Consider the following 13,260-nt stretch of genomic DNA (forward strand, 5'->3'; position numbering starts at 1 on the left):
CGGCCCGGTCGCCACCGGAGGCGTGATCAGCCTTGACTCCGCCGCTCAGACCACGGGTGCGTCGAGTCCGCCGGACTTTATGTGGTGGAGGAGTTGGGCGAGGGGGCCGGGAGCGGTCGAGAGGTGGGTCGCGGGGGTGTCGCTCTCGCGGAGTTGGACGGTGCGAGGGGTGGCGGCGACTTCGACGCAGTCGTTGCCCTCACCGCCGCCGGAGAAGGAGGACTTCTGCCAGTCGGCGGGGATGGTGGCGAGCTCGAGGCAAGCGTTGCCGTCACCGCTGCCGGAGAATGATGACTTCTGCCAGTTGAGGGTGGTGTTCATAACGCGCCTCGTAGCTCCTTCGCCAGCCTGTGGATGAAGTCGCGCGATCGTTCAGGGTCGAGTGACGCGGCCTCCATCCTACGGAAAAGTGTTCGAAATGTGCCGAGTTGGGCTTCGGAGTCGATGAAGCCCGCACCCTGAGGTGCGTCGCGTACGACTGTGTCCAGCTTGGGTACGGTGGCGCCCGCGTACACCATGGCGCTGTCGGCACCGGCGAATCCATCCAGGTCGAACGGGATGACCCGTACGGTCACATGGTCCGCTTCCGAGTACTCCAGGATGTGGGTGAGTTGAGCCCGTGCTGCGGAGCGGTCGCCGACCCGGATGCGGAGAGCCGACTCGTGAATCACGGCCTCGTACGGAGTTGGCTGCGAGCCTTCGAGGATGATGCGCCGTTCCAGTCGATGCTGGACACGCAGGTCGAGTTCGGTGTCGGGGAGTTCGGGCACCCGGTATCCGAGGATCCCGCGGGCGTAGTCCTCCGTCTGGAGCAGGCCCGGGATGTGCAGAAAGTCCACGTCCCATCGGTAGATGGAGTGGTGCTCCAGCTCGGACAGGTCCAGGAAGGACAGGGGCAGTAGACCTCGGTACTTCTCCCACCAGCCGCGCGTGCGATCGGCGGCCATCGCGACCAGTGCCTCGATCAACTCCTCGTCCGTGCAGGCGTAGTGAGCGGCCAGGCGACGTACGCGTGCCTCGCTCACACCCGCGATGGCGGACTCGATCTGGCTCATCTGGACGGAGTCGGCCCCAAGCAGCTCGGCGGCTTCTCGACTCTTCAAACCCGCCGCTTCGCGCAGTTTGCGCAGTTCAGAGCCCAGGCGTACCTGACGTGCGGTGGGCTGTCGCCGACGCGGCATCGCTTCCTCCTCGCCCCCAACTGCTGGGAGGCAGTGACTCGTTCAGGGGGAAGATTACGGCAACGGCTTGCATGGTCCTAATTTGAGGACCTACCGTCAGTGACGCGACGCATACGCTGCGGAACACCGGGACCCCGGAAGCGCACCACTCCGTCCTGCCATGACGGTCGTGGCATGCCACCGCCCGACGCCGCCGTGCGACCTCAACCTCTGACACCTGAACCGGAGTTCACGCATGCCCACAACCGAGCCCTGGAACTACGCGCTGCACATCCCCCAGGACGTCCGTGCAGTCACCGTCTGCCGCCGCACTGTCCGCCTGATCCTGACCCTGCACGGCCTGATCCGCCTCGCGGACGTCGCCGAGCTGCTGGCCGCGGAGCTGGTCTCAAATGCCGTACGGCATACGAAGGGGCCGGCGGCCCTGCGGCTGCACTGGCGGGCCGGGGTGCTGCGGATCGGTGCCTGGGACGCGAGCCCGGTGCCGCCGTACGACGTGGAGGCGGCCTCCGCCGAGGCGGAAGCGGGCCGGGGTCTCGTCCTCGTCCGGGCCTGCGCCGACGACTGGGGCTGGCATCCACTGCGCCAGGGCGGCGACACCGGCAAGTACGTGTGGTGCGACCTCGCTGCCGGTTAGGGGGCCTGTCGCTTGGATCAGGTCGGCCGCCCTCTCAGCCACGCCGCGATGCGCGGCGTGATCCGGACAACGGGTCCTGGGGTTTCCCAAGGGACTGATCCCGGAGAGCTGTTGCGCCGCACCTGTTGCAGGGGGTTGCCCGCGGCGGTACACAGCGGATGTGCGGGAGACCATCAGGATTCCATGGTTGGCGGCGGTGCAAGCGCTGGTGCTTCAGCTGCCGATGCTGGTGGGCATAGGGGGTTTCGAGTATGCGCCAGGGGTGATCAGACCGTGGCTGGACGGGGCCCTGATGGCAGGCACGGCGTTGCTGACCTGGCGGACCGCCGTGGCGCGGCTCCAGGTGTCCCCTGAAGGCATTCGCAGTCACGGGACATGGCGCACGCGGTTCGTGCCGTGGGAGGACCTTGTCTGGGTGAGCGTTGTCCCGTCGGGCGACCTGTGGGAGTTCCCCGTCGCCATCCTCTCGGATGGGCGTGAAGTGCCGCTCACCGGCGTGTACGGCTTGCGCAGCGACGTTGAGTCACGCGTGGACCGGATCGCGGAGCGACTCATCATGCTGAGCGACCAGGCCTGAGCGACCGGGTCGGGGAGGCGGACCGAACGCCTCGAAGAGCCGGAGTTCCCTGAGGAACCCCGGCCCCGGGTGCGGGTGTTACTCCGCCGTCGGCGGAGCGTGCTCCTCGGCCGGGGATTCCGGCATCGTCGGCGGCAGCGGCCGCAGCCACAGCCACGCCAGGAAGAACAGGCCGAGGGCGAGCATGCCGAGGCCGGTCCAGAGGTTGATGTTGATGCCGCCCGCCTTGTCGAGGTCGGCGTCGGAGGCCGTGATCCCGGCGATGGTGACGATGATGCCGTAGATCACGAACAGGCCGCCGATGATGCGGCGGATGTCGAACAGGCGAGCGGCGGTCGCGGACTTCTTCTCGAGTTCCGAGACCTCGCGCTGCGCGTCGCGTTCCGAATAGTCGGACATGGTTTCTTGATTCTCCCTCGTCGGAACGGGTCGGGACTCGTCAGAACGAGAACGGGATGTAGCAGGCGGTCGCCAGGATCAGCGCGCCCCAGCCCAGCAGAGCGGGCCTGCGGTACCAGGCGTCGTCGCCGGGGGCCGGCGGCTCGGCCATGCCGGGGGACACGGTGCCGTAGACCAGGCCCTGGAGCTCCTCCGCCGGCTTCGGGGCGGTGAAGAGCGAGACCCCCACCATCACCACGCCACCGGCCACGAAGGCGACGATCGCGGAGACGAAGTTGGCGCCCTGGTCGGAGGGGAAGCCGATCACGTCCTGCTTGTAGAGGACGAAGTAGTTCACCATCGCGGCCGTCGTGCCGGCCAGCAGCCCCCAGAAGCCCGACTTCACCGACGCCCGCTTCCAGAACATGCCGACGATGAAGACCGCGAACATCGGCACGTTGAAGAAGGAGAAGAGCGTCTGGAGGTAGCTCATGATGTTGGAGAAGGACGAGGCCAGGAAGGCCGTACCGATCGACGCCAGGACGCCGACGACCGTGATCAGGCGGCCGAAGCGCACGTAGTAGGAGTCCTCGCGGTCCGTCACCACGTACCTCGCCCAGATGTCGGTCGTGAAGACCGTGTTGAAGGACGAGACGTTGGCGGCCATGCCCGCCATGAAGGCGGCCAGCAGACCGGTCACCGCGATGCCGAGCACACCGTTCGGCAGCAACTCCTGCATCAGGTACGGGATCGCGTCGTTGTACTGGAGATCCGAGCCGCTCGTGCCGATCTTCGGGACCAGGACAGCCGCCACCAGACCCGGGATCATCACCAGGAAGACGATGAAGATCTTCGGGTAGGCCGCGATGAGCGGGGTGCGCTGGGCCGCGGAGAGGTTCTTCGCCGACAGCGCGCGCTGCACCTCGGCGAAGTTCGTCGTCCAGTAGCCGAAGGACAGCACGAAGCCGAGACCGAGCACGATGGTCAGCCAGTTGGCGCCGAGCGGGTTGTCGCTGCCGATGCCCGTGCCGCCCCAGGCCGTCGTGAAGTCGGCGCCGTGGGTCTTGTCGAGGGAGTCCGTCAGCCCTCCCCAGCCGCCCACCCGGTTCAGGCCGAGCACGGTGATCGGGATCAGTGCCGCCAGGATCACGAAGAACTGGAGCACCTCGTTGTAGATCGCGGAGGAGAGACCGCCGAGGGTGATGTAGGCGAGGACGAAGAAGCCGGCGACCACGATCGCCACCCACTGCGGCCAGCCGAGCAGGGCCTCGACGACGATCGCGAGCGAGTAGAGGTTGACGCCGGCGATGAGGACGGCGGCGAAGGCGAACAGGATCGAACTCAGCAGGTGCGCCCATTTGTCGAAACGCAGCAGCAGGAACTCGGGCACCGAGCGGACCTTGGAGCCGTAGTAGAACGGCATCATCACCAGGCCCAGGAAGACCATCGCCGGGATGGCGCCGATCCAGTACCAGTGCACGGTGTAGACGCCGTACTGCGCGCTGTTGGCGGCCATGCCGAGGATCTCGGTGGCGCCCAGGTTGGCCGAGATGAAGGCCAGGCCGGTGATCCAGGCGGGCAGTGAGCGCCCGGACAGGAAGAAGTCGAGGCTCGTCCTCACCGAGCGGCGGGCCGCGAAGCCGATGCCCAGGACGACCACGAAATAGATGCCGAGGATTGTGTAGTCGAGTGCGTTCGTGGGGAGTCGCAGCTCGGCGGCGAGCAGGGTGCCCGGTTGGGGCGGATATGTGGGGGACTGCATCAGAACTCGCTTCGTCTCATGAACCTATCGGACCGGAACCTATGCCTCCGCATGCAGGAAATGCACCTTCGGGTGGTGTCCTTTGTTTGATTGTGACGTTGACTGTGGTGGTGGCTTGTGGTTTGTTGTGTTCGGTTATGTTTGAAGGTTTGATCGGGTGCTGATGGGGAGTCCGACTGTGAAGAAGACCTCGACCCGGCTCGCCGACGGTCGTGAGCTCATCTATTACGACGCGGGCGACGACAAGGTGCGCGACGCGGTGGACCGGCGCCCGCTCGACCCGACGGTCACCACCTCGGAGGTGCGCCGCGACCCGCTGCTCGGCGACTCGGTGGCGATCGCCTCGCACCGCCAGGGGCGCATCTACCACCCGCCGGCGAACGAGTGCCCGCTGTGCCCGTCCTCCGGTGACCGGCTGAGCGAGATTCCCGACTCCTCGTACGACGTCGTGGTGTTCGAGAATCGTTTCCCCTCGCTGGCCGGCGACTCCGGCCGCTGCGAGGTCGTCTGTTTCACCTCCGACCACGACGCGTCCTTCGCGGATCTGACGGAGGCGCAGGCCGGCCTCGTCCTGGAGGCGTGGACGGACCGCACCGCCGAACTGTCGCATCTGCCCTCCGTCGAACAGGTCTTCTGCTTCGAGAACCGTGGCGCCGAGATCGGTGTGACACTCGGTCACCCGCACGGGCAGATCTACGGCTACCCCTTCACCACCCCTCGTACCGCACTGATGCTGCGCTCGCTCGCCGCGCACAAGGAGGCGACCGGCGGCGCGAACCTGTTCGACGAGGTCCTCGCACGGGAACTGGCGGACGGCTCACGGATCGTCCTGTCGGGCGAGCACTGGGTCGCCTTCGTCCCGTACGCCGCCCACTGGCCGTACGAGGTCCACCTCTACCCGCGCCGCCGTGTGCCGGACCTGCTCGGCCTCGACGAGGACGCGCGCACAGAGTTCCCCCAGGTCTATCTGGAACTCTTGAGGCGCTTCGACCGGATCTTCGACGGACCGGACGGTGGGAAGGAAGGGGCGGGCGAGCCGCAGACGCCGTACATCGCGGCGTGGCACCAGGCTCCCTTCGGCCCGCTGGAGGAGTTCGAAGGAGTCAACCGGGACGACTTCGCGCTCCACCTCGAGCTTTTCACCATCCGCCGCACTTCCGGCAAGCTGAAGTTCCTCGCGGGCTCCGAGTCCGGCATGAACGTGTTCATCAACGACGTGCCGCCGGAGACCGCGGCTCAGCGACTGCGAGAGGTAGCGAGTTCATGAGTGGGAAGTACCTGGTCACCGGTGGAGCCGGCTATGTGGGCAGCGTGGTCGCGCGCCACCTGCTCGAAGCGGGCCACGAGGTCACCGTTCTCGACAACCTCTCGACGGGATTCCGCGAGGGCGTTCCCGCCGGTGCCGCGTTCATCGAGGGCGACATCCGCGACGCCGCCAAGTGGCTGGACCGCTCGTACGACGCCGTCCTGCACTTCGCCGCGTTCTCGCAGGTCGGCGAGTCCGTGGTCAAGCCCGAGAAGTACTGGGACAACAACGTCGGCGGCACCATGGCGCTGCTCGCCGCGATGCGCGAGGCCGGCGTGCGCAAGCTGGTCTTCTCCTCCACGGCCGCGACGTACGGCGAGCCCGAGACCACCCCGATCGTCGAGTCCGCGCCCACCCGGCCCACCAACCCCTACGGCGCATCCAAGCTCGCCGTCGACCACATGATCACCGGTGAGGCCGCGGCGCACGGACTCGGTGCCGTCTCCCTGCGGTACTTCAACGTGGCCGGCGCGTACGGCGACAGCGGCGAGCGGCACGACCCCGAGTCGCACCTCATCCCGCTCGTCCTCCAGGTCGCGCAGGGCCGCCGCGACGCGATCTCCGTCTACGGCGACGACTACCCGACGCCGGACGGCACCTGCATCCGCGACTACATCCATGTCGCGGACCTCGCCGAGGCGCACCTGCTGGCGGTCGCCGCCGCCTCGCCCGGCGAGCACCTGATCTGCAACCTCGGCAACGGCAACGGCTTCTCGGTCCGCGAGGTCATCGAGACGGTGCGCCAGGTGACCGGGCACCCGATCCCCGAGGTCATGGCACCGCGCCGCGGCGGGGACCCGGCGGTCCTGGTCGCCTCGGCGGACACCGCCCGGGAACGGCTCGGATGGAACCCGTCCCGCGCGGATCTCGCGGGGATCGTCGCGGACGCGTGGGAGTTCGCACAGAACGTAGCGAAGGGGTAGCAGTGGACCAGGTGGGGGTACGTGAAGGCTTCGAGGAGCTGTACGGTGCCGCGCCCGAGGGCGTCTGGGCGGCGCCGGGCCGGGTCAACCTGATCGGCGAGTACACGGACTTCAACGAGGGGTTCGTGATGCCGCTCGCGCTGCCGCACACGGCGGTCGCGGCGGTGTCCCGCCGGTCCGACGGGGTGCTGCGGCTGCACTCGGCGGACATCGACGGACCGGTCGTCGAACTGCGCGTCGACGAACTGGTGCCCCGGTCGGACACCGGCTGGGCCGCGTATCCGGCGGGAGTGGTGTGGGCGCTGCGCGAGGCGGGCCACGACGTCGGTGGCGCGGACATCCATCTGGCGTCCACGGTCCCCACCGGCGCGGGGCTGTCCTCCTCGGCGGCCCTGGAGGTCGTCACGGCCCTCGCCCTCGACGACCTCTACGGACTCGGGCTCACCCGCCCCGAGCTGGCACTCCTCGCACAGCGCGCCGAGAACGACTTCGTCGGCGTGCCGTGCGGGGTGATGGACCAGACGGCGTCGGCGTGCTGCACCGAGGGCCACGCCCTGCACCTCGACTGCCGCGACCTGTCGATCCGCCAGGTCCCCTTCGACCTCGCCTCCCAGGGACTCGAACTCCTGGTCGTCGACACCCGGGTGAAGCACGCGCTCGGGGACGGGGCGTACGCCGAACGGCGCGCGGGCTGCGAGGAGGGGGCACGGCAGCTGGGCGTCTCCCATCTGCGTGATGTCGCCTACGAGGAGCTCGACGCGGCCCTCGCCCGTCTCTCCGACGAACGCGTCCGCCGCTATGTCCGCCACGTCGTCTCCGACGACCACCGGGTGGACCGGGTCATCGCCCTGCTGGACGCGGGCGACGTGCGGGCGATCGGGCCGGTCCTGACGGACGGTCACGCCTCGCTGCGCGACGATCTGCGGATCTCCTGCGCCGAGCTGGACCTCACGGTCTCCACCGCGAACGCCGCGGGTGCGCTGGGCGCCCGGATGACGGGCGGCGGCTTCGGCGGCTCCGCCGTCGTACTGGTGGAGTCCACCGACGTGGACAGCGTCACCAAGGCGGTCATGGAGGCCTTCGCCGCGGCGGGCTTCACGGCCCCCCGGGTGTTCCCGGCGGTCCCTTCGGCGGGCGCCCGCCGGCTGAGCTGACCCCTCGGACCGGACAGGGACTCGGGCACGCGTCACGCGCGCTCCCGGGCCCGCCGGAGTATCCGCCTCCGCGCGCCGCCGCCTCTCCGCCCGGCTGCCCCGCCGCCTCTCCGCCTCTGCGCCGAGCGGCGGGGCAGCGGCTGTGCGAGGAGTGCGCGGCGGTCCGGTGACGGCCGGACCCGACGCGGCGTCAGCCCCAGTGCTTCGTCAGGGTGTACTCCGTGGTGCCCGGCGGATAGTCGGGAATCACGCACACCACCTCGTACCCCTGCTTCCGGTAGAAGTCCGGGGCCTGGAAGTCCCAGGTCTCCAGGCGGGCGGCGCGGCAGCCGCGTCCGGTGGCGGCCGCTTCGGCCTCGGCGAGGAGCCGGCTGCCGAGGCCCGTGCCCCGGTACCGGTCGTCGACCCACAGATAGGTGACGTGCAGCCAGGTCGTCCAGGTGTGACCGGCCAGACCGCCGGCCAGGTCCCCGGCCTCGTCCATGGCCCAGACCTGGAGCGGGAATTCACGTTCGGCCGGGGTTCCGCGCAGAGCGCGCAGCACAGGGGACGCCGCCGTGTTCGTGTCCAGCAGTCGCCTGCGGAGCAGATCCCGACGGTCTTTGTCGTCTCCTGTCTCGATACGAAACATACGGCTCACCATAAACGGGCCGGCCAACCAGTTCTGCAAATTGCCTTCCGCTCCCCGCCCCCAGCCGTACCCTGATGAACAGTGCCGGTGGGGGCCGGTGCTGATCAGGGGGCGAGACAGTCGGGTACGACGCCCGAAGTGGGGGTAGCACTTCCAGCACGGCGGCGGCCGTGCGGCGGCGGCACCTCGTTTCGGGTCGCAAGCGGGCTCGGAATCTCTTCGGGCGCCGTACCCGTACGGACCGTCCCCCGACAGTGGGGGTTTCTGTGGTTCGCATCCGAGTACTGGTCGTCGACGACCATCGCATCTTCGCCGAGTCGCTCGCCGCCGCTCTCGCGGCCGAGCCCGATGTCGACGTGTCCGCGGCGGGCAGCGGTCCCGCCGCGCTGCGCTGCCTCGAGCGCGCGGCGGCGGAGGGCCGCCGCTTCGACGTGCTGCTCGTCGACGCGGACCTGGGCGGCAACCTGCCCGGCATGCGTCCGGCGGTGCCCGTCCAGGAGAGCAACGAGGACGGTCTGGTGGACGGCATCTCGCTCGTCGCCGGGGTGCGCTCCGGACAGCCGAGCGTACGGATCGTCGTGCTGGCCGAGAAGGACGATCCGCGCCGGGCCGCGCTCGCCCTGCAGGCCGGGGCCTCGGGGTGGGTCGCCAAGGACTGTTCGCTGTCACGGCTGCTCACCGTCATACGGGGTGTGCTGCGCGACGAGACGCATCTGCCGCCCGCCCTGCTCACCGGGGTGCTCCGGGAGCTCACCGCCGCGCGCAAGCACCGGACCGAGAGCGAGCGGCTCGTCGAGTCGCTGACGCCCCGGGAGCGCGAGGTGCTGCGGTGCATGGTCGCGGGGCTCGGGCGCAAGGCGGTGGCGGAGCGGCTCTTCCTCTCACCGCACACCGTCCGCACGCACATGCAGAACGTTCTCGGGAAGCTCGGTGTGCACTCCACCCTCGCCGCCGTGGCCCTGGCCAGGCGCGCCGGGGTCGGACCCGTCGACCTAACCGGGGATGTTGTCGAACGGGGCGGTCAACTGGCGTAGCAGTCCGGCCAGTTCACCGCGCTGCGCCCTGCTCAGCTCGGCGAGGATCGCGCGCTCCTGGTCGAGCAGACCGGCCAGTGCCTGGTCGGCGCGGTCGCACCCCTCGTCCGTGAGGCGGACGAGCACACCCCTGCGGTCGCTCGGGTCCGGGAGGCGCTCCACCAGACCCTTCTTGGTCAGACGGTCGATGCGGTTCGTCATCGTGCCCGAGGTGACGAGTGTCTGGGTGAGCAGCTGCCCGGGGGAGAGCTGATACGGGGACCCCGCGCGCCGCAGCGCCGTCAGGACGTCGAACTCCCAGGGCTCCAGGCTGTGCTCGGCGAACGCCAGCCGGCGCGCACGGTCCAGGTGCCGGGCCAGCCTGCTCACCCGGCTGAGCACCTCGAGCGGTTCCACGTCGAGGTCCGGGCGCTCCCGGCGCCACGCAGCGACCAGCCGATCGACCTCGTCCTCCATGACGATCAGTGTAGTGGTTGTGTCGACATGAAGTCTCTTGATGTGGAGTCTCTTGATGTAAAGCTTCTCGATATAGAGCCTCTTGTAGTGAAGTCTCTTGACGTCGAGAGACTTTTCCTGTGAGGCTGGAGGCCGAACGGTCCGGCCACCGCGGTCCCCTTCCGCTGTCCCCTTCCGCGGTCCGCGACCCCTGCGGCGACTTTCGAGGAGGCCACCCATGACTGCCCCCACCACCCCCGGCTGGGATCCGGGCCAGTATCTGCGCCACTCCCGGCATCGAGCCCGCCCCTTCGCCGACCTCCTCGCCCAGGTCCCGGCGATCCCCGGCGACCCGGCCCGCATCGCCGACCTCGGCTGCGGCCCCGGCAACGTCACCGTCCAGCTCACCGACCGCTGGCCCACCGCCCACGTCACCGGGTACGACAACTCGGCCGAGATGCTCGCCAGGACCGAGGAGCACGCCGGTCCCGTTCCCGGCGGCGGTCGGCTCGACTTCGCCCACGCCGACCTCACCGACTGGGTGCCCACCGAGACGTACGGCCTGATCACCTCGAACGCCGCACTCCAGTGGGTGCCGGGACACCTGGAGTCGTTCCCCGGCTGGCTCGACGCGCTCGCGCCCGGCGGCACCCTCGCCTTCCAGATGCCCCACAACACCGACGCCCCGCTGCACGTCCTGCTGCGCGGACTCGCCTCCTCCCCCCGCTGGAAGAGCCGCCTCGGCGACACCCCGCGTCCCACGGACTCGGTCCACGACCCGCTCGTCTACCTGGACCGCCTGGAAAGCCTCGGTTGTCGGACGGACGTCTGGGAGACGACGTACCTGCAACTGCTGACCGGGCCGGACCCGGTGCTCGACTGGGCGAAGGGGACCGCGCTGCGGCCCGTGCTGACCGCCCTCGCGGACGATCCCGAGGCCCTGGACGCCTTCGTCACCGCATACCGGGACCTGCTGCGCGACGCCTATCCCGCGCGGCCCTACGGCACGGTGCTGCCGTTTCGCCGGCTGTTCGCCGTGGCCCGGAAGGAGGCCTGATGCTCGCCGCCCTCGACCACGTCCAGCTCGCCGCCCCGCCGGGCTCCGAGGACCGCCTGCGCGCGTACTACGTCGACGCGCTCGGCATGGCCGAGATCCCCAAACCGCCCGTCCTCGCCGCCCGCGGGGGCTGCTGGTTCCAGGCGGGGGCCGTCCACCTGCACCTCGGGATCGAGGACCCCTTCCGTCCCGCGAAGAAGGCCCACCCCGGACTGCGCGTCACCGGCATCGACGCGTACGCCGCACGGATCGCGGCCACGGGCGCCCCCGTCACCTGGGACGAGGACCTGCCCGGCCACCGGCGCTTCTTCTCCGAGGACCCCGTCGGCAACCGCCTCGAATTCCTGGAACCGCTCGTCCGCACATGACGAGAGGCCCCCGGAGAGCTCAGCTCTCCGGGGGCCTCTCGTCGCCCTCGCGCGGGTCCGGAGCCGAGCCGGGAGAGTGCTCCCCGACTCCGCTCACCGGCCGCGCGCTAGGCCTTGCGATGCCCTATCAACCGCGGCTTCGGCTCCAGGCCGTCCAGACCGTGCCACGCCAGATTCACCAGATGCGCGGCCACCTCCGCCTTGCGCGGCTTGCGGACGTCCAGCCACCACTGGCCCGTCAGCGCGACCATGCCGACCAGGGCCTGGGCGTACAGGGGTGCCAGCTTCGAGTCGAAGCCGCGGCTCTTGAACTCGCGGCCCAGGATGTCCTCCACCTGGGTGGCGATGTCCGAGATCAGCGACGCGAACGATCCCGTCGACTGCGGAATGGGGGAGTCACGGACAAGGATGCGGAAGCCGTCCGTGTACTCCTCGATGTAGTCCAGGAGGGCGAACGCGGCCTGCTCGCACAGCTCGCGCGGATGGCCCGCCGTCAGCGAACTGGTCACCATGTCCAGCAGCCGGCGCATCTCGCGGTCCACCACCACCGCGTACAGGCCCTCCTTGCCGCCGAAGTGCTCATAGACCACCGGTTTGGAGACACCGGCCTTCGCCGCGATCTCCTCCACCGACGTGCCCTCGAAGCCCTTGGCCGCGAACAGGGTGCGGCCGATCTCCAGCAGCTGCTGACGGCGCTCGGCACCGGTCATGCGGGTGCGGCGCGCACGCCGCGGCTTTTCATTGCTGCTCGGGGTGCTGCTGGAGTCGGTCGCCACGCCGTCAATCATGCCGCTTCAGCGGTTTCCGTCTTGCGTCGGGAGCTGTTCCCGTCGTCGCTGCGGCGGGAATCGATACGCGAGCGTGACGGCCAGCGCACGTCGTACGCCCAGCCGAGCTGCTCGCACCAGCGGATGATCCGGGCCGAGGAGTCGACCTGGCCGCGGTCCACACCGTGCCGGGCGGATGTCGGTTCTGCATGGTGCAGGTTGTGCCAGGACTCGCCGCACGAAAGCACCGCCAGCCACCACACGTTGCCCGAGCGGTCACGCGACTTGAAGGGGCGCTTGCCGACCGCGTGGCAGATCGAGTTGATCGACCAGGTCACGTGGTGCAGCAGCGCCACCCGGACGAGGGAGCCCCAGAAGAATCCGGTGAACGCGCCCCACCACGACATCGTCGCCAGGCCGCCGATCAGCGGCGGCAGGCCCAGCGAAAGCAGGGTCCAGAGGAGGAACTGACGCGAGATCGCCCGGATCACCGGGTCCTTGACCAGATCCGGAGCGTACTTCTCCTGAGAAGTCCGCTCCTCGTCGAACATCCATCCGATGTGTGCCCACCACAGGCCCTTCATCAGCGCCGGAACCGTCTCGCCGTAACGCCACGGCGAGTGCGGGTCACCTTCCGCGTCGGAGAACTTGTGGTGCTTGCGGTGGTCGGCGACCCAGCGCACGAGAGGGCCCTCGACCGCCATGGATCCCGCGATCGCGATCGCGATCCGCAAGGGACGCTTCGCCTTGAAAGAGCCATGCGTGAAATAGCGGTGGTAACCGATCGTGACGCCGTGGCATCCCAGGTAGTAGAAGAAGACCATCAGGCCGAGATCCAGCCAGCTCACCCCCCACCCCCAGACCAGCGGCACCGCCGCGAGCAGCGCGAGGAACGGGACGGTGATGAAGAGAAGAAGGGTGATCTGTTCGAGTGACCCCTTCTTCTCGCCGCCGAGGGTGGCGGCGGGGAGCGAGGTGTCGTCGTTGTCCGCCTGCGGGGCGTCGTCGATCACATCGGAACTCGTGGTCATGGGGCGTCCCCTGTGGGGT

General features: G+C 69.2%; 16 protein-coding genes. 8 read left to right on the forward strand and 8 right to left on the reverse strand.

Annotated elements, in window-relative coordinates:
• Nucleotides 1-45: 45 nt before the first annotated feature.
• Both N4G66_RS11560 and N4G66_RS11565 read right to left on the reverse strand, forming a co-directional pair.
• Complete coding sequence (locus N4G66_RS11560; RefSeq protein WP_261703938.1) at nucleotides 46-321, reverse strand: DUF397 domain-containing protein; 276 nt, start codon at nucleotides 319-321, stop codon at nucleotides 46-48.
• A complete protein-coding gene (locus N4G66_RS11565) occupies nucleotides 318-1,181 on the reverse strand; it encodes a helix-turn-helix domain-containing protein (protein WP_261703939.1) in 864 nt (287 codons plus the stop codon). Before N4G66_RS11565 ends, N4G66_RS11560 begins: the two co-directional genes overlap by 4 nt.
• Nucleotides 1,182-1,416: 235 nt before the next feature.
• Between N4G66_RS11565 and N4G66_RS11570 the strand changes: the two genes are divergently transcribed.
• Both N4G66_RS11570 and N4G66_RS11575 read left to right on the forward strand, forming a co-directional pair.
• The gene (locus N4G66_RS11570; protein ID WP_261703940.1) at nucleotides 1,417-1,818 is read left to right on the forward strand and encodes an ATP-binding protein; all 402 of its coding nucleotides are present in this window, start codon (nucleotides 1,417-1,419) and stop codon (nucleotides 1,816-1,818) included.
• A gap of 160 nt (nucleotides 1,819-1,978) precedes the next feature.
• Entirely contained in the window at nucleotides 1,979-2,395 is a 417-nt protein-coding gene (locus N4G66_RS11575; protein ID WP_261703941.1) for a PH domain-containing protein, read from the forward strand.
• A 78-nt stretch (nucleotides 2,396-2,473) separates the two neighbouring features.
• On the opposite strand, the gene N4G66_RS11580 is transcribed toward N4G66_RS11575, so the two are convergent.
• On the reverse strand, nucleotides 2,474-2,794 hold the full coding sequence (locus N4G66_RS11580) for a hypothetical protein (protein WP_261703942.1): 321 nt from the start codon (nucleotides 2,792-2,794) through the stop codon (nucleotides 2,474-2,476).
• A 40-nt stretch (nucleotides 2,795-2,834) separates the two neighbouring features.
• Nucleotides 2,835-4,535 (reverse strand): sodium:solute symporter family protein, encoded by a 1,701-nt coding sequence (locus N4G66_RS11585; protein WP_261703943.1) that lies wholly within the window; start codon nucleotides 4,533-4,535, stop codon nucleotides 2,835-2,837.
• Nucleotides 4,536-4,713: 178 nt separating this feature from the next.
• Between N4G66_RS11585 and galT the strand changes: the two genes are divergently transcribed.
• The 3 genes from galT to galK are packed head-to-tail and all read left to right on the forward strand — an operon-like array spanning nucleotide 4,714 to nucleotide 7,918.
• The gene (gene galT, locus N4G66_RS11590; RefSeq protein ID WP_261703944.1) at nucleotides 4,714-5,802 is read left to right on the forward strand and encodes a galactose-1-phosphate uridylyltransferase; all 1,089 of its coding nucleotides are present in this window, start codon (nucleotides 4,714-4,716) and stop codon (nucleotides 5,800-5,802) included.
• Nucleotides 5,799-6,764 carry a UDP-glucose 4-epimerase GalE gene (galE, locus tag N4G66_RS11595; protein ID WP_261703945.1) on the forward strand — a complete coding sequence of 322 codons (966 nt, stop codon included), beginning with the start codon at nucleotides 5,799-5,801 and terminating at the stop codon, nucleotides 6,762-6,764. The genes galT and galE overlap by 4 nt, the downstream gene beginning before the upstream one ends.
• Nucleotides 6,765-6,775: 11 nt before the next feature.
• Entirely contained in the window at nucleotides 6,776-7,918 is a 1,143-nt protein-coding gene (gene galK / locus N4G66_RS11600) for a galactokinase (RefSeq protein WP_261704070.1), read from the forward strand.
• 190 nt (nucleotides 7,919-8,108) lie between these two features.
• Here the strand turns inward: galK and N4G66_RS11605 are convergent, their stop codons facing one another.
• Entirely contained in the window at nucleotides 8,109-8,549 is a 441-nt protein-coding gene (locus N4G66_RS11605; protein ID WP_261703946.1) for a GNAT family N-acetyltransferase, read from the reverse strand.
• A 266-nt stretch (nucleotides 8,550-8,815) separates the two neighbouring features.
• Here N4G66_RS11605 and N4G66_RS11610 point away from each other — a divergent pair, with 266 nt between their 5' ends.
• On the forward strand, nucleotides 8,816-9,583 hold the full coding sequence (locus tag N4G66_RS11610) for a LuxR C-terminal-related transcriptional regulator (RefSeq protein ID WP_261703947.1): 768 nt from the start codon (nucleotides 8,816-8,818) through the stop codon (nucleotides 9,581-9,583).
• On the opposite strand, the gene N4G66_RS11615 is transcribed toward N4G66_RS11610, so the two are convergent.
• Nucleotides 9,542-10,039 (reverse strand): MarR family winged helix-turn-helix transcriptional regulator, encoded by a 498-nt coding sequence (locus N4G66_RS11615; RefSeq protein ID WP_261703948.1) that lies wholly within the window; start codon nucleotides 10,037-10,039, stop codon nucleotides 9,542-9,544. The two genes, N4G66_RS11610 and N4G66_RS11615, sit on opposite strands and share 42 nt — an antisense overlap.
• Nucleotides 10,040-10,256: 217 nt before the next feature.
• On the opposite strand from N4G66_RS11615, the gene N4G66_RS11620 reads away from it, so the two are divergent.
• A complete protein-coding gene (locus tag N4G66_RS11620) occupies nucleotides 10,257-11,075 on the forward strand; it encodes a trans-aconitate 2-methyltransferase (RefSeq protein ID WP_261703949.1) in 819 nt (272 codons plus the stop codon).
• On the forward strand, nucleotides 11,075-11,443 hold the full coding sequence (locus N4G66_RS11625; protein ID WP_261703950.1) for a VOC family protein: 369 nt from the start codon (nucleotides 11,075-11,077) through the stop codon (nucleotides 11,441-11,443). The genes N4G66_RS11620 and N4G66_RS11625 overlap by 1 nt, the downstream gene beginning before the upstream one ends.
• A gap of 107 nt (nucleotides 11,444-11,550) precedes the next feature.
• On the opposite strand, the gene N4G66_RS11630 is transcribed toward N4G66_RS11625, so the two are convergent.
• Together N4G66_RS11630 and N4G66_RS11635 are read right to left on the reverse strand one after the other, a co-directional pair.
• Nucleotides 11,551-12,231 (reverse strand): TetR/AcrR family transcriptional regulator, encoded by a 681-nt coding sequence (locus tag N4G66_RS11630; protein WP_261703951.1) that lies wholly within the window; start codon nucleotides 12,229-12,231, stop codon nucleotides 11,551-11,553.
• A complete protein-coding gene (locus N4G66_RS11635; RefSeq protein ID WP_261703952.1) occupies nucleotides 12,228-13,241 on the reverse strand; it encodes an acyl-CoA desaturase in 1,014 nt (337 codons plus the stop codon). The genes N4G66_RS11630 and N4G66_RS11635 overlap by 4 nt, the downstream gene beginning before the upstream one ends.
• Nucleotides 13,242-13,260: the final 19 nt, after the last annotated feature.

It is taken from the genome of Streptomyces rhizosphaerihabitans (assembly GCF_025399795.1).
In the GTDB taxonomy this organism is placed as follows: Bacteria; Actinomycetota; Actinomycetes; order Streptomycetales; family Streptomycetaceae; genus Streptomyces; species Streptomyces rhizosphaerihabitans.